Origin of the sequence: Flavivirga jejuensis (genome assembly GCF_030540765.1) — a bacterium.
Lineage (GTDB): Bacteria > Bacteroidota > Bacteroidia > Flavobacteriales > Flavobacteriaceae > Flavivirga > Flavivirga jejuensis.
In genome coordinates, this window is sequence record NZ_JAUOEL010000007.1 from 44332 (window position 1) to 60793 (window position 16462).

The 16462-nt window shown below is 30.1% G+C and carries 12 protein-coding genes; 6 read left to right on the forward strand and 6 right to left on the reverse strand.

Going from position 1 to position 16462, the window contains the following annotated elements; all coding sequences use genetic code 11:
* Positions 1 to 106: 106 nt before the first annotated feature.
* Positions 107 to 655, reverse strand: a complete 549-nt coding sequence (locus Q4Q40_RS18040; RefSeq protein ID WP_303303366.1) for an RNA polymerase sigma-70 factor — start codon at positions 653 to 655, stop codon at positions 107 to 109.
* A 623-nt stretch (positions 656 to 1278) separates the two neighbouring features.
* Here Q4Q40_RS18040 and Q4Q40_RS18045 point away from each other — a divergent pair.
* Positions 1279 to 3498, forward strand: a complete 2220-nt coding sequence (locus Q4Q40_RS18045) for a T9SS type A sorting domain-containing protein (RefSeq protein WP_303303367.1) — start codon at positions 1279 to 1281, stop codon at positions 3496 to 3498.
* 366 nt (positions 3499 to 3864) lie between these two features.
* Here the strand turns inward: Q4Q40_RS18045 and Q4Q40_RS18050 are convergent, their stop codons facing one another.
* From Q4Q40_RS18050 to Q4Q40_RS18065, 4 genes are all read right to left on the reverse strand, one after another.
* Complete coding sequence (locus tag Q4Q40_RS18050; RefSeq protein ID WP_303303368.1) at positions 3865 to 4527, reverse strand: hypothetical protein; 663 nt, start codon at positions 4525 to 4527, stop codon at positions 3865 to 3867.
* Between the two features lie 200 nt (positions 4528 to 4727).
* Positions 4728 to 4922 carry a hypothetical protein gene (locus tag Q4Q40_RS18055; RefSeq protein WP_303303370.1) on the reverse strand — a complete coding sequence of 65 codons (195 nt, stop codon included), beginning with the start codon at positions 4920 to 4922 and terminating at the stop codon, positions 4728 to 4730.
* Positions 4923 to 4948: 26 nt separating this feature from the next.
* Positions 4949 to 5392, reverse strand: a complete 444-nt coding sequence (locus Q4Q40_RS18060) for a hypothetical protein (protein WP_303303371.1) — start codon at positions 5390 to 5392, stop codon at positions 4949 to 4951.
* A gap of 99 nt (positions 5393 to 5491) precedes the next feature.
* A complete protein-coding gene (locus tag Q4Q40_RS18065; protein WP_303303372.1) occupies positions 5492 to 5845 on the reverse strand; it encodes a hypothetical protein in 354 nt (117 codons plus the stop codon).
* A gap of 517 nt (positions 5846 to 6362) precedes the next feature.
* Here Q4Q40_RS18065 and Q4Q40_RS18070 point away from each other — a divergent pair.
* The 5 genes from Q4Q40_RS18070 (at position 6363) to Q4Q40_RS18090 (ending at position 14958) form a co-directional block, all read left to right on the forward strand.
* Positions 6363 to 8363: a T9SS type A sorting domain-containing protein gene (locus Q4Q40_RS18070; protein WP_303303373.1), complete on the forward strand. Its 2001-nt coding sequence runs from the start codon at positions 6363 to 6365 to the stop codon at positions 8361 to 8363.
* An 886-nt stretch (positions 8364 to 9249) separates the two neighbouring features.
* Entirely contained in the window at positions 9250 to 10032 is a 783-nt protein-coding gene (locus Q4Q40_RS18075; RefSeq protein ID WP_303303374.1) for a hypothetical protein, read from the forward strand.
* A 562-nt stretch (positions 10033 to 10594) separates the two neighbouring features.
* Positions 10595 to 11161, forward strand: coding sequence for an RNA polymerase sigma-70 factor (locus Q4Q40_RS18080; RefSeq protein WP_303303375.1), 567 nt, complete (start codon positions 10595 to 10597; stop codon positions 11159 to 11161).
* A gap of 93 nt (positions 11162 to 11254) precedes the next feature.
* The gene (locus Q4Q40_RS18085) at positions 11255 to 12175 is read left to right on the forward strand and encodes a FecR family protein (protein WP_303303376.1); all 921 of its coding nucleotides are present in this window, start codon (positions 11255 to 11257) and stop codon (positions 12173 to 12175) included.
* 131 nt (positions 12176 to 12306) lie between these two features.
* Positions 12307 to 14958 carry a TonB-dependent siderophore receptor gene (locus Q4Q40_RS18090; RefSeq protein ID WP_303303377.1) on the forward strand — a complete coding sequence of 884 codons (2652 nt, stop codon included), beginning with the start codon at positions 12307 to 12309 and terminating at the stop codon, positions 14956 to 14958.
* A gap of 93 nt (positions 14959 to 15051) precedes the next feature.
* On the opposite strand, the gene Q4Q40_RS18095 is transcribed toward Q4Q40_RS18090, so the two are convergent.
* Positions 15052 to 16365: a S41 family peptidase gene (locus Q4Q40_RS18095; RefSeq protein ID WP_303303378.1), complete on the reverse strand. Its 1314-nt coding sequence runs from the start codon at positions 16363 to 16365 to the stop codon at positions 15052 to 15054.
* Positions 16366 to 16462 lie beyond the last annotated feature (97 nt).

Genomic DNA, 16462 nt, shown 5'->3' on the forward strand with positions numbered 1-16462 from the left:
TATATAGTCGTATGTTGGATATGTTAAGTGAAGGTCAAAAAAGTAAAAAAAAGCATATTTATAATTATATTTTTTAACATACTCAAATACAGTGTTTTGTATAGTATTAATAATACTCTACAAGTTCGTTTTTAAGAAACGATACTGCTTTAGATATGTGATATGCTACCGCTCTTTCTGAAATAAATAAAGACGTAGCAATTTCTTTATTTGAAACGCCTTTTTCTCTACTTAGCCTATAAACGTTTTTACATTGTTTGGGTAACTTATCTACAACTGCATCAATTTTGTCTTGAAGTTCATTAAAAGATACATCATTATCTGTGGTATTATCAAAAGCTGTATTTTCTTCATATGCATATACTAGATTGTCTTTTTTTGAAGCTTTAGACCTGTAATAATCTATAACTTTAAATTTTACAGCTTTTATTAAATAGTGTTCCATAGAGCTATTTATCTCAATATTATCCTTACGTTCCCATAAAGATTTAAAAATATTCTGAACAATATCTCGAGAAATTTCTTTGTCATTCACTTTTGAATAACATATACTGTACATCTTTTTAGAGAACATCTTATATGCTTTTTCAAAACTCTCAGGAGTTTTAATATCGAAAATGGGAATTGTATTTTTATTTGACTTTAAATGAGACAACTGTAGTAGCAATTTTTCACAAAGATACATCTATTTAGATTTATTCCAAATAACGAAGTTTAAAATTCATATTATTAATTATATTTATACTTAACGCCTCAAAAAAATAAGCAAATACAATTATACGGTGATTCATTATTAAAAAAGCAGATTTAAATAAAAAACAATGATTATCTATATTTCATAGTTGAAATCAAACCATTCCATACACATTCCCACTACGCTCCTATCGTCGCTTCGGGAAAAGCATATTCTATTACATTTTTAAAGAAACTTTTAGGAAGAAAAAAATTAAAGAAAATTAGTATTGGTAAAAGCTTTTTATCAAAGCAAAGTTACTTAACGCAGAACATTATAAGTCAAAATAAATTATAATAAGACATTATAAAAATTGTTTTGTAAACTATAGTTTTATGAATTTTATTGTAACAGGTTTAAGGAAATTTGTGGCTTTAATATAATAATTTTAGATGTGTAGCTATAATTCAATATTATGTATATACCCCAGAATGTTTTCGTTTTTATTTATGCGCATCACTTGAAGCATTAAACACCTTTACAATTATGTAAAATTGCGGCTGCCAAAGGCTCGATACAAGTATATTATCTTTACATTTGTTAGCATGAAAAACCTACTTTTTTTATTGCTACTTATTATTTCAGCTTCTTTAGAAGCACAAATCGTTAACATACCAGATGTTAATTTTAAAAATGCTTTAATTAATAATATTTGTGCTGACACCAATGGTGATGGTATATCTGATTCCGATGTTGATTTTAATAATGATGGTGAAATACAAGTTAGTGAGGCTGAAGCTGTATTCCGACTATTCCATTCAAATGAAAACATAACTTCGCTAGAAGGTATTGCTAGCTTTACTAATCTTGAGGCATTAAGTAATTATTCTAATAACATAACTAGTTTAAATTTAAATCAAAATACTAAACTTAAAGAGTTAAGAATAACTGGTAGTGACCTTCCAACATTAGATTTAAGTCAGAACGTAAACCTTACAATTTTGGGTTTACAAAACAATCAACTTACATCAATAGACGTAAATCAATGTACAGAACTAAAAGAACTTTTTCTTAGTAATAATCAATTAGCAAGTTTAGATGTTAGTCAAAACCAAAAACTTGTTAACTTACAACTTAGAAATAACAAACTTACCTCTATAGATATTAGTCAAAATCCAAATTTAGAAATTTTTCTTTGTTCTATTAATCTATTGACTAACATAGACATCAATCAGAACCCAAGTATAATTTCTTTAGCTTGTAGTGCAAACCCGTTAACTTCTTTGTTTTTAAAAAACGGTAATTCCTCCAGTGAAATGGAATTATTGTTTGATAATACTCCTACTTTAGAATATATCTGTGTTGATGAAGATGAACAACAAGTAATTCAAGATTTGGTAGATGATTATGGCTATACAAACTGCGTTGTCCACTCATATTGTTCATTTGTTCCTGGAGGAAATTTTTATATCGTAGAAGGTGAAACAACCTTAGATATTGATAATAATGGTTGTGATGTTAGTGATATAATGTTTCCCAATCTTAAACTAAATATAACTGATGGTATTGTTTCTGGTTATTTTTTTTCAAATGAGTTAGGGCGTTATTCAATACATCTCCAAGACGGTACCCATACCATTACACCAATATTAGATAATCCATCAAATTATTTTAACGTTTCCCCTTTATCCATTACAGTGGATTTTCCTAGTGATTCAAGTCCTAGTATTCAAAATTTTTGCTTGACGCCTAAAGGAGATTTTAATGATTTAGAAGTTGTTATTATACCATTTAACGATGCCAGACCTGGTTTCGATGCGAAATATAAATTAATTTACACAAACAAAGGTACAACCTCTTTAACAGGCTCACTTCATTTTACTTTTGAAGACAATGTTATGAATTTTGTTTCAGCTAATCCTGTATTAGATTCGCAAAATTTAAATACGTTAATATGGAATTTTAGTAATATTTTACCTTTTGAGAGTAGAGAGATTTATGTGTCAATGAATTTAAATACACCAACAGATGCAAACTTTCCGCTTAATGGTGGAGACGTTTTAAATTTTATAGCATCACTATCCCATTCTACAAATGATGAAACGCCAAATGATAATGTCTTTAATTTTCCTCAAACTGTAGTTAATTCTTTCGACCCTAACGATAAAACTTGTATAGAAGGCAATACACTTACTCCAGATAGAGCTGGTGAATACCTTAACTATATGATTAGATTTGAAAATACAGGAACTGCAAATGCAATAAATGTAGTAGTTAAGGATGAAATAGATCCTAGCATGTTTGATATTTCAACCTTAAAAACTGTAACTTCAAGCCACTCTATGATTACTAGAATTAATAATAATAATACAGTAGAATTTATATTTGAAAATATAAACTTACCTTTTGATAATGATAATAACGATGGTTTTGTCGTTTTTAAAATTAGAACATTGGATACTTTAGTATTAACAAATACTATTGAGAATGATGCCGAAATTTATTTTGATTTCAACTTCCCAATAATGACAAACAATGAAGTAACTACTATTGAAAATGTACTTAGCCTAGCCGATTATGATTTTGATGATGTTAGTTTAGAAATATATCCAAATCCAATTATTAATACAATAACTATAAAAAGTGAAGATGCTTTTAATAAAATTAGTATTTATAACGTTAATGGATGTCTATATAAACAAATAAGTTTATTATCAAATAAAACAGAAATTAAAGTAGATTTAAATAAATTAAATTCTGGGCTTTACTTTATTAAAGTAGAAAGTTTAAGCAAAATTTATACTCGTAAATTTATTAAACAATAAAAATCCTTTGAATCAGTACCTGTTAGTATAAACAAAAGAGCCTCTTCTTTCTGTTTGTGCTGCTTAACCCAACGGCTAATACTATTAGCTCGGCAACCCAGGTCACTGGCAAGTTCTGCTTGAGTTTTGCCACCTATCTGATAAATCCGAACAGCCTCATCTATAAATTCTTGGTAAATTTTCTCTTTTTCAAATTCATTTCTAAGCTCCCTTTACAAAACGATTCCAGGATGGATTCCTTTATATTTTTCAATGTAGTCATTCACAAAACAAATGTAAATAAATTTGTTTACATTTAATATTCACTAGTAGCTTAACCCAACTTTTTAAAGCTCTTCAAGATTTCAAATCACGAACAGCTTTGGATTACCTCATATTGCTGTATAATTTCTTAAATTCTTCGTAATATTTCTTGTGATATGTAAAATCTAAAAAGGGAAAAGTAGATGGTAGTAATTTTACACATCTTAATAAGTACTCTTCAATTAAATCGAGCCTATCAATATCAAGACCGCTATTGAATATATGATGATCCTGATCTTTAAGGTGGTTAGATCTAAAATAATTTGACCATGAAATGTAACTTACTTTATTATTTTTCTCGATGACTATAGATGGATCAATAAAAAAGTATTGCCAGCAATTGACTGCAGCTGTTGAAATCATCGCCTTGAAGTATTCTTCTAGACTCTTGAATGGTAAAGGGTAAAAAAAACCACTATCAAAGAAAAAAAAATTATCAAGAAAATGGCTTTCTCCTAATTTCACACATCCATATTGCGGGTAATAAGATGGATTAATTAGCGCAGTTGTGCCTTCCAGCCAGCTGTAGCCATCTGGCATGTCCATCAATTCTTCCTGACCAGCCTTTTCAAAAGCATATTTACATTGATTCCAAAAATCACTAGGTTCTATAAGCATACTTCTTAACCCGTTAATAAAGAACCCTCCTGTAATAATCCCTTCATCAGGTTCTGTTTCACTTCTTGACCAATGTAACTCACAGGATTCAAGATAAAAATATGCCATCTGTTGCTCGTTAAATTCAATATCAAGAGCCTGCGTAATTTGTTGAGATCTATCATAATGTATTCTGTCGTAATGCTCCCTGTCCCCTTCTATGAATCGATCAATTTTTTTGCTCTTCAATGAATCGATCTCGAGATTAGAAGACTTAGATTTGATATCCGAGAGAAATGAGGAGAGTTCTTTAATTATCATGTTAAACGTTATTTGAAATTCAAATCATTATCCACATGCATAAGGAGTGTATTGCTATGCCTCTCTACTGTGGCTTGTGAAATTTTCATTCTTCTGTCATTAAATTGATCATTATAGTTTGTTACATTAACAGGGGCTTTCAATTGATCTTCAAGACCAACCTTTTTCACAAAAGCAAAATACCTTGGGAAATTTCCACCCATTCCTTTTGGTCTAGCTTGATTGCAAATCACCATTTCGGATCATTCATGTAGTCCACTAACTCCCAATCTAATTTTTGCAAGATACTTCTCATTGGGTCTAGTTTAATGTCTCCCAACTCATCTGTCATTTCGTGTTCTCTTACAAGTACTGCATCTGCTATTTGGGATTCCTGTATACTTTCAATATCAACATTCAGTAAAACTTCACCTGGCACTCCCTCATGACTGGAAAAAGCCCCACGATGAACATACCAGCTAATGGATGCTCCTTTAACTAGATCTGGAAACTCTCTCTCTACACTTTGAATATACTCCCCAAAATGACCAAGAAGGTGGGGACCGTCGTTATTGCTTTTTAAATCAGAAAAAATTATCGTGACATCTTCTGAAATCATACTATTCCAAATCCTTAGCAGGCCATGACCTTCTTCATCACTTTGAGTCTTCCAAAAATGTATTCGGGAGATCATTTCATATGACCCAACTTCTTCCACAAGCGTGGAATTACTTCTTTTTCCCTTCCTTGAAGGAAATACCCATCTTAATATGTGCTTCTTTATCTTTTTCATCTACATCTGGTTTGTAAATTGACCATTTTGGCACGTCCACGCCAAAACTGCCATTTCAATCAGCTCTGTTCCTCCTGAAACGGGAGTATAAAACTTAGTCTTGCCTCTTGCATTTGGACGAAGACTTCCTTTGACTTTCGTTCCATCGTTATCTTTGGTTGGAACATATGTCGTATCCACAACAAAGGGGGTACTTACTTTTTCGAAGAGGTAATAATAATAATAATAATGGAAATGAATACTTCGGTTCTGGACTATCTTGAAATACTGACTCGTTTTACTGATTCCTGTTTTCCGTGCTACATCTGAACGATTAACAGATTTTCGAGAAAGAAATAAGCCTAATTCAGTCATTTTTATCCGATTTTTTATACACAAAAATACTTATTCGGATTATGTATTCCGATTTTATAAACAATTGTTTTAAACATTGTCCGAATATCAATATATTTGATCATATAATAACACGAAATCATTATATTACAAAATAGTAATTCATAATTCGACATTATGCAAAATTGCTTTATAAACTGTTTTATTGCGCTAAGGATCTTGTAAAAGTTACAGAGACTTAATACACGAACAATTAAAATATCAATATCCGTAGATAAATAAAAAATGAAATGCCCATCTCTTCTAGGTAAGTTAACTTCGCTCGGGCAAAGAATAATCTATAACTGGATCAATAGATTGAAAAAATCTTTGTGTTATTCTCTTTTATCTTGAAACATTTAGAACACATTAAACTACTTAGAAATTCATTTACTTAAATATATCTCTTTAAAACATAAATGCTTTTTATCGGATTTTATTACTTTTAATCGGGTTTTTACATATATTTGTATACTTATACGTACAAATATAATCGATTATGAAAAAAACTCTACTTTTTTTTGCATTTAACTTATTTGTAGTTTGTATTTATGCTCAAACTGCATCATGCCAAAATATTAATGTTATTTTGGATGAGACTGGAAATCTTACAATTACTGCTGATGATATTAATTCAGGTAGTAGTATAGGTAATCTATCAATAGATATTTCAAGTTTCACATGTGCCAATATAGGTGCAAATAATGTGACTTTAACAGCAACAGATCCAGAAAATCCTGGGAACACAGATACTTGTGTGGGTGTTGTTACTGTATTTCAACCTGAAAAACCTGAAGCTACCAACTGTTGGGATAATTATCAATTTGATTCGAGTTCTTGTTCATGGGAGAACCAAGGCATTGAGCCTACCGAGCCATATGTAGAATGCTGGGAAACCGCTACATTCAATAATGATACTTGTGATTGGGATATAACAGGGGAATACCCAGAAGAGCCTGAAGCAACTAACTGTTGGGATGATTATCAATTTGATTCGAGTTCTTGTTATTGGCAGAATTATGGATATGAACCCACCGAACCAATTACAGAATGCTGGGAAACCGCTACATTCAATAATGATATTTGTGATTGGGATATAACAGGAGAATACCCAGAAGAACCCGAAGCTACCAACTGTTGGGATGACTATCAATTTGATTCGAGTTCTTGTTATTGGCAGAATTATGGATATGAACCCACCGAGCCATATATAGAATGCTGGGAAACCGCTACATTTAATAATGATATTTGTGATTGGGATATAACAGGAGAATACCCAGAAGAGCCTGAAGCAACTAACTGTTGGGATGATTATCAATTTGATTCGAGTTCTTGTTATTGGCAGAATTATGGATATGAACCCACCGAACCAATTACAGAATGCTGGGAAACCGCTACATTCAATAATGATATTTGTGATTGGGATATAACAGGAGAATACCCAGAAGAACCCGAAGCTACCAACTGTTGGGATGACTATCAATTTGATTCGAGTTCTTGTTATTGGCAGAATTATGGATATGAACCCACCGAGCCATATATAGAATGCTGGGAAACCGCTACATTTAATAATGATATTTGTGATTGGGATATAACAGGAGAATACCCAGAAGAACCTGAAGCTACCAACTGTTGGGATGACTATCAATTTGATTCGAGTGCTTGTTATTGGCAGAATTATGGGTATGAACCTACCGAACCATATGTAGAATGCTGGGAAACCGCTACATTCAATAATGATACTTGTGATTGGGATATAACAGGGGAATACCCAGAAGAACCCGAAGCTACCAACTGTTGGGATGATTATCAATTTGATTCGAGTTCTTGTTCATGGGAGAACCAAGGCATTGAGCCTACCGAGCCATATGTAGAATGTTGGGAAACCGCTACATTTAATAATGATATTTGTGATTGGGATATAACAGGGGAATACCCCGAAGAACCTGAAGTTACCAACTGTTGGGATGATTATCAATTTGATTCGAGCACTTGTGATTGGCAGAATTATGGTAGTCCAATAATATATTACATTGATGCCGATGGAGATACGTATGGCTCTGCAGTAACAACTATGTTATGCGACTTAACTGCTCCACCAGGATATTCTGTAAATAATTTAGATTGTAATGATAGTGATGCTAATATTAATCCAGGTGTCACTGAAATTCCTGGAAATAGTATAGATGATGATTGTAATTCAGCGACACCTGACGGTTCATTAGGAATAGACGATTTCAATCTAGAAAATACACTAATTACTTCAAATCCATTTAATAACATCATTACTATTGAACTACCTTTGAGCTATAATAATAGTGAATTTAATATTAAAATATTTGACCTAAATGGAAGAATTGTTTTCAACAAAAATCATTCTAGTATTAATGGAAAAATAAATATTTCTAATTTAAATAGACTGATGCAATCCCTTTACTTAATTAAAATTACAGATACAGAATTTGGAAACAGTACTATTAAAAGATTAATGAAACGTTAATTGAACATAAACCTATAGACTAAGGGTTGAGTTAAATAACTCAATCTTTTTTTTAATATACATGGTTACTAGTTAGTTGTACGGAGAAAATCGTTAAGGAATTTTTATATTTTTGGTTTCCTTTGTAGGTAAATGAAGTTTTTCTGGCTCCATCAAGTCTATAAATGTAAAACATTCCAGGTTTAGAGTAAAATTATAACAATATTCAAACAATAAATATGTAATCCCATTCTATACACATTCCCACTTCTCTCCTATCGTCGCTTCTGGCAAAGCGTATTCCATTACATTTTTGAAGAAACTTTTAGAAAGAAAAAATCAAAGAAGATTAGTATTGATAAAAGCTTTTACCAAAGCAAAGTTACACCGAATCAATTTCGGGCAAGCTATTGTTTTAGTCAAAATTTTATTGGAGTAAAAGAGCAGCTTATTATCACTTCGGGAAAACCACAAAAATTACATTTTTTTTATGTTTTAATCTTAAATAATTATAATTTTATAACAAATAGCGCTATTTATAAATTAATTTATAAAATAAACAAGTATGCATTAAATTTTTCATCAACCCCTTAAATCATTTAAAAATGAAAAAACTACAACCTTAACAATACTGTACTTATTCATCACAACAACATTTTTTTGCTCAAACAAAACTCGAAATTAATAAAGAATTTCTTGAAACCAACTATCATCGCAGAGCCATAGAGGTATTTCGCTGGTTTCATACCCAATCAAGTTGCCCACAAGGTTTTGACCTAAAAAGGTCAAAAACCAAAATTCTGTATTTTTCCTCTCCCAGAACTGTCAAAAAAAACAGTTTCTGAAAAAAACAAAACTTCTATAAAAAATTCGGAGAACATTTAAATTATTTTTAATTAAACTAAATATGAAAAAAATTACAAAAAACTTACTCTTGATAACAATAACAATTACGCTATTTTCCTGTTCAAATGAGCACGAAGAAATAAATGATACTATTTCTGATAATATTCCTGAAATACAATATTTTAATTCAAAAACAGATTTTGAAAAAGAAATGGAGCGTATAGAAATAAATAATAGTGAGCAACTAATAAACAATGAATATAATATCTTATCAGAAGTTTTAAATGAAGATAATATTATAGGTATTGGAGACTATTTAATAAAAGTAGATTTAAATACTGAATCTGTTTATTCATTAAACAAATCTTTTTTAGATCAATATAATGACTTGGCAAATATAAATTTAAAGAATAGTAATATAACTCAATTGAGTATCTATGAAGATGTATTAGGATTTTTAGATGGAAGTAATACTTTATTAGCTAGATCTGCATGTACAAATATCCCAGCTCCTTATCGCTATGACTACCAGGGATCTAATGGAAACAATAGACATATCGCTGTTTCTGCAAGGTATAGAGCTTATGGAATTTATTTTAATTTAGGATACCAATGTGTACTTTCTGATTCGGGTTATTCACGTTTTGAAGAATGGGACATTACTTATGAAACAACAAATTGTGCTAGTTATAGTTCTTATGGTGAAAACGAATATGGTGACGGTGAACATTATGGTAATATTTATGCTACCGTCTATAATAGTTCGGTTCCTTTAGGAGATTTTCATTGCTTTGTTACCTTTTCTTCTAGTGCAGGATCAGCTTCTGTAACTATTGAGGATTAAATAATAAATTGACTACCTACATTCTTACTAGATTATATTGCATTAACAATATAATCTAGTAGTTTTATATATGTTTGGTCTCTCAAAATAAATCTTGTAAACTTTTATCTAAATCTCTGTAAAGCTTACCAGAAATATTAATATTGTATAGCCCATTCTTTTTTAGTTTAAATTCATTGTTTATAAACCTTAGAACTGTTTAATACCTCTGTCTTCCATCTATTATTTCAATTTTCACTGAGTATCTAAAATTAATTAATGGTGATTTCTCTGTGTAATATTATCAGCTAAAATTTGAAACAATGTATTATTCCATTGATTTTTAAGAAGCTTTTAGTTTTAAACACAATTTTCCAGCACTTACCACCGCACAAAACCTAACCTAACATTTAGTGCTTATTATATTTTTCAGGAACGTTTCGTCAAATATGTAGAACAGTACAAAATTACTCTAACAAGATAATTTCTATACATTTCATGTGATAAAATATATTTTAGCTTATTAAACATGTTTCAATCTTATTATTTAAATTAAATCTAAATAAGTGCTTTTTATATATATTTGTCAAGAATATGTAACAGAAAGATTAAAACCATTAAAAAACTCAATAAAACATATAATTTAAATTCCCCTATTGAATTCAAAATTTTATATAAAAAATTTTGGAAGAAATTATACATTATCTGTTATAATCAAACTAATCATAAAGAAGTATCTGAAGAAATAGTACAGGATATTTTTATTTCATTGTGGAAGCGTAGAAAAGAATTAGTCATTACTTCTTCTATAGAGCACTATTTGGTTAAATCTGCAAAATTAAAAGTGATTGACCATTATCGAAAACTATATACGAAAAAGCATAAAAATATTTCACAATGTGATTTATGCGAACATCCTGAGTTTGATGAAAAATGTTTAGAACACAACGAAGCCTTATTTGAGTTTTTAGAACAGGAAATTCAACTTATTGTAAACAAACTACCCTGTCAATGCCAAAAAGTATATAGACTTAGTAGAGAGCAGCAATTGAACACTTCTGAAATAGCTAAAGTTCTTAATATCTCTACCAAAACTGTAAAAAATCACCTTACACGAGCCCTGAAGTTTATACGCGTAAACATGTCTTAAAAACCCTTTCTTTTTTATTATAAAAAAACTTCCCTCCTAATTAGGACTCCTACTTCTTTTTATCGACTATACTATTAAACAAGGTATAAACTGATGAAAATAGATGCTACAATTTTAAAAAAGTATGTTAATCAGCAATGTTCTAACGATGAAATAAAAATTGTTGAGCAATGGATAAACAGTACAAACCATATTGATGACAAAGGCGAAGTACTTAACTCATCATCAAGAGAAAAAGAATTATGGGAAAACATAAACAATGCTACTAATATTGAAGCAAATAAACATAAATATTCTTTAAAGAAAATATCTACATGGACTGTTGCTGCTTCTATACTTATTTTGGTAGGTTTTACTACTTATTTTTCATTTTTGAGTGATACTATTACTTACAATACTGGTATAGGAGAACTACAAACTATAACACTTAACGATGGTACTAAAATCACTTTAAATTCAGTATCGACACTTAAGTTATCTAAAGAGTTTAATAAAGAAAATAGAAAAGTAATACTTAATGGAGAAGCTTTTTTTGAAGTCGCCAAAGATAGTTTAAATCCTTTTATTGTTGAAACAGCAACATCAAGAACCGAAGTCTTGGGGACCGAATTTAACCTTTCAGCTTACACTAATGATTTAGAGGTGCTTACTTTAAACGAAGGTAAAGTGTTATTTTCTAAACAAGGAGAAAACAAAAACTCAGGTGTTATATTACTTCCTAATCAACAAGTTATTTTAAAAGAAAATGTTTTACATAAAAAAGAAGTAGACGCTTCCTTCTCTTTGTTATGGATGCAAAAAAAGTTGGTTTATAGAGGCATTCCTTTTAAAAAAGTTATACATGATATTGAACGTTTTTATGGAGTAACAATAAAAGTAGAAAAAGAGGGGCTAATAAACAGATTATACAGAGGGAATCATAATAACCCATCATTACAAGACCTTATGCAAAAAATAAGTTTTGTATTAAATTTTAAATATAAGAGCGAAGGAAAAACAGTAATAATTTATTAAAAAACATGAATTAAAAAATGAGAAAATAAAAAGAATATAATCTAATAAAAGTAACCAGTATGCTGCGTTCAAACTACATACTGGTTTAATGTCATTCAATTAATATAAAATAAACAACATTTAACAAAAATATGAAAAATTATAGTACCAAAAGAAGTCTATCACATAGCTTAAAATTATTATTTTTTACGCTAATTGTTTTGATTTTTAGCACAGTACATTCACAGGAAACCATATTAGATAAAGAAATTTCAATTGAGTTTAAAAAAGAAAATTTAGAATCTGCATTAAGCAAAATAGAAAGTAAGGGAGATTATTCTTTTTCTTATGCCCCAGATACTATAAAGGATAATATTAGTATCAATAAGAGTTATTCTAATGTTTCTTTAAGAGAGATTCTAAATGAAATTTTAGTGGAGTATAAAATTTATTATCGTGTGGTAGATAATACTATTTTGATGTATACTGATGAAAAAAAAGGAAAAATTTCAGGAAAAATAATAACTAGTGATGGCAAGCCTGCACCTTTTGTTTCTATATTATTAAAAGGAACCTCCTTTGGAGCATCGACAAATGAGAATGGTTTTTTTAATTTTTATGCCCCCGAAGGAGACTATACTATTATTACTAGTTCTATAGGATTAAAAAATCAAACGCAGCCTCTTACTATTATTTCCAATAGTAATACTAAAGTTAATTTCACTTTAAGTGAATCTGCAGAGACCTTGAATGAAGTAATTATAAAAAGTAACTACAATCCTTATGTTCCGCCTAAAAAGACTTCTGAAACTCTACGTCTACAAACAAAAACAGTGAAACTTCCACAAAACATTCAAGTAGTTAGTAAAGAGTTTTTAAATAATCAGAACCTTATTACCATGAGAGATGATGTTGTACGTAATGTTAGTGGCGTCCTTGTTGGTAGTGCATGGCTTCATGATGTATCTCTATACATGAGAGGTTTTCCATTACCTGCATTCAGAAACGGAATGTATACAGAAATGACCTATGGTCCTTTACCTGCAGATATAGCAGAAATTGAATCCATCGAATTTGTAAAAGGACCGTCTAGTTTTATGCTTTCTAGTGGAGAACCTGGTGGTTTTTATAATGTAGTAACCAAAAAACCTACACCAAATAACCGTAATGAATTAGCTCTTACCCTGGGTAGTTTTAATAGTTATAGAGCTTCTTTGAGTTCTGGTGGCTCGTTAACAAAAGGTGAAAAATTACAATACCACTTTACAGGTTTTTACAACTATAACGAATCTCATAAAAAATACGATGAACGCGAATCTATAGGCGTTCTACCTTCATTAAAATATGAATTTAATGATAAAACCTACATTTTAACTGAATTTACATATAAACAAGCTAAAATGAGAACGGGTATAGAAAATGTAATACTTCCTAGAAACATAAATGGTAATTTAAAAATACTTCCAAGAGATTTTACTTTTATGGAAGAAAATTGGCCAAAATCTGAAATAAAAGAATTGAGTTTATTTACCAAATTCAACCATAAATTTAATAAAAACTGGTCAGTAGATACTCAATATATGCTCATGAAGTATAATTTAGATGGGTACTATACATATGTATTAGATGGCGTTCAAAACAATGGAGATTTGTCTAGAACATTAAGTACTTGGGATGGATTAACAACGAATCAATTAGGGCAAATTTATATCAATAGTAAAATTAAAACAGGGGTTATTACTCACAAAATTATGGGTGGTATGGACTATAGACATACAAAATCTTATAATGATTTTGGAAGACGTTTTAGGCCAAATATAGATGAAAATTCACCTTTTAATATATACAACCCTATTTATGGAAATGCAGTTATTCCAGAATTTAAGCATTGGTCTGATGATGAACTTAAAAACAATGCACCTTTAGTAGGCACAAAGAATATTTCTTTTTATGTACAAGATGAATTATGGATGTTAAATGACAAATTACGTTTAACCTTGGCTGCAAGACATACCAATATAGATGTAGAATCATATGGTAGCAAAGCAAAAGACAAAAAATATACTCCTCGAATAGGTATTAGTTATGATGTACTACCTAATATAACTTTATACGGCTTGTTTGATCAAGTATTTACTCCTAATTTTGGAAGAAATACAGATAATAAAACTTTTGACCCTGTCAATGCGAAAGATATAGAGGCAGGTATTAAGAGCACTTGTCTTAATGAAAATTTAAGTATGAGTCTAACAGTATATAAAATCACAAAAGAAAATATTTTAGTAGCGCACCCAGATGGCGCACTTGCAAGTCAAGGATTTTATGTTCAATTAGGAGAGGCTCAATCCAAAGGTATTGAGTTTGATGCAAAAGGACAAATAACTCCAGAATTTAACGTAATTTTTAATTACGCTTTTACAGACGCAAAGGTAACAGAGGACACAGATTTAAGTCGATTAGGACAACCTCTATCAGGACATGCTAAACATTTAACCAACGCTTGGCTTAATTATAACTTTAACAAAAATTCAGCTTTAAAAGGTTTTGCAATATCTTTAGGCTATCGATATGCTAAAGATAACATTCAATGGGATTCAAAAGATAATATCCCTTTTATTTTACCCGATTATTTTAGACTTGATGGTGCCTTAAGTTGGAAAAAAGATAAGGTAGATGTTTCATTAAATATTTTTAACTTATTAGATGAATATTTACTTTATACAGGTGGGGGGTATTATAACACCTATTTTTCTAGTTCGGAACCTGGAATAAATGGAAGGTTAACGGTTAGGTATAAGTTTTAAAACATAGAATTTTAACAAAGAAGAATGTCGTTACATTCTTCTTTGTTTTTTTAGTCAAAAAAATATTAGTTAAAATAGTATACAAAATATCATTTAAAGTTTTTCTATCATATTTAACATCTCTCTGGCATTTTCTCCAACACCTTCGGGATCCATTTTAATTACTTTATTATAATATAGAATAGCTTTTTCTTTATTGTTCAAGGTAAAATAACCCTCTGCGAGACTATCCCAGGTATTAGCAGAATTAGGAAATAGTAAAGTGTTGCTTTTAAAAATAGATAAAGCCGTCTGTGGTTTATTTTCTCGGATATAAGAATAACCGAGATTATTTATTTCTTCTTCATCCATTTTATTTGCTTTAACAAGAAAATCAAGTTGTGCATGCAAGTTATTTTCATTTGTATCTTGTTTACTTTCTAAATCAGTAAGTATCTCTTCTAATGGTTTAAAAAAGGAAGCTCTATATTTTATGGCTTTTGCTTTTGCCAGTTCTTTTGCTTTTTCCAGAGCATTATCTGCTTCTATTTTTATGTCTGGCTGTACTCCTACACCTTCCCAATTGGTTTTAGTAATCGGGTTTATGGTTCTGGCAAAAGGTATTCCAATTCTAAAACCTTTATCAAGCGAAAAAGCCTCTGTTGGGTGTGCTCCACCTCCTGTAACTTCTCCTATTATTACTGCTCTACCCCTGCTCTGCATAGTATATGATAAATCTTCAGCTCCAGAAAAAGTAAAATCACTCGTTAATATATACACAGGTACTTCGGGTCTTTTTATTCCTTTTACATCTGTTACCCAAAATTCTTCAGTATGATTATTTGCTCGAGAATAGATCGTATTAAGCAATAATTTTTCATTAAAAAAATAACTACATAAATAATTAACGGTTCTTGGAAATCCTCCGCCATTTCTTCTCATATCAATAATTATGGCATCAGCAATTTCCATGACCTTCATAACTGCATCAACTTCGTTTCTATGTTTGGTAGAACCGCCAAAAAATGCAAGATCTATATATCCTATATTTGATTCCCAAAGTTGAAGCCCTCTTAACATAGGGTCATATCTGTTTAGACTTTGTCCTAATGTAGTAGTTGTCTTTTCTAATACTTGTTTAGAATTTGGTAATGAAAAATAAAGATGTTTGTCTTTTGTGATTTTTTGAAGCTCTTTAGTCATTAAATTAGCAAAATCTATAGATGATTTGTTATTAAAAACACCTTTTTTTATTAATGCCTCCAAATGCATATTGGTTTCTTTTGCTTTATCTAAGAAAATATAATTTTCTTCCAGTAAGCTCTGGACTTGTTTTACGATATCATTATTTGACTGAGCAAAATGTAGTGCCGTGGCGAAAAGAAATATAATTAACACCATACTTTTTTGTAATACTGTTTGTTTCATAAAAATTGAATTATTAATATCAGGCAATTATAATACCCATACATTAATGTTAATAATGATGTAAATTAATGAAGAAAATTCAATAGAAAATAGAATG

Excerpts from the sequence above, each read along its gene's own strand:
- Q4Q40_RS18045 (WP_303303367.1), top strand. The coding sequence starts at position 1,279 with ATGAAAAACCTACTTTTTTTATTGCTACTTATTATTTCAGCTTCTTTA.
- Q4Q40_RS18050 (WP_303303368.1), bottom strand. The coding sequence starts at position 4,527 with ATGGCATATTTTTATCTTGAATCCTGTGAGTTACATTGGTCAAGAAGT.
- Q4Q40_RS18055 (WP_303303370.1), bottom strand. The coding sequence starts at position 4,922 with ATGGGTGGAAATTTCCCAAGGTATTTTGCTTTTGTGAAAAAGGTTGGT.
- Q4Q40_RS18060 (WP_303303371.1), bottom strand. The coding sequence starts at position 5,392 with ATGATCTCCCGAATACATTTTTGGAAGACTCAAAGTGATGAAGAAGGT.
- Q4Q40_RS18065 (WP_303303372.1), bottom strand. The coding sequence starts at position 5,845 with ATGACTGAATTAGGCTTATTTCTTTCTCGAAAATCTGTTAATCGTTCA.
- Q4Q40_RS18070 (WP_303303373.1), top strand. The coding sequence starts at position 6,363 with ATGAAAAAAACTCTACTTTTTTTTGCATTTAACTTATTTGTAGTTTGT.
- Q4Q40_RS18075 (WP_303303374.1), top strand. The coding sequence starts at position 9,250 with ATGAAAAAAATTACAAAAAACTTACTCTTGATAACAATAACAATTACG.
- Q4Q40_RS18085 (WP_303303376.1), top strand. The coding sequence starts at position 11,255 with ATGAAAATAGATGCTACAATTTTAAAAAAGTATGTTAATCAGCAATGT.
- Q4Q40_RS18090 (WP_303303377.1), top strand. The coding sequence starts at position 12,307 with ATGAAAAATTATAGTACCAAAAGAAGTCTATCACATAGCTTAAAATTA.
- Q4Q40_RS18095 (WP_303303378.1), bottom strand. The coding sequence starts at position 16,365 with ATGAAACAAACAGTATTACAAAAAAGTATGGTGTTAATTATATTTCTT.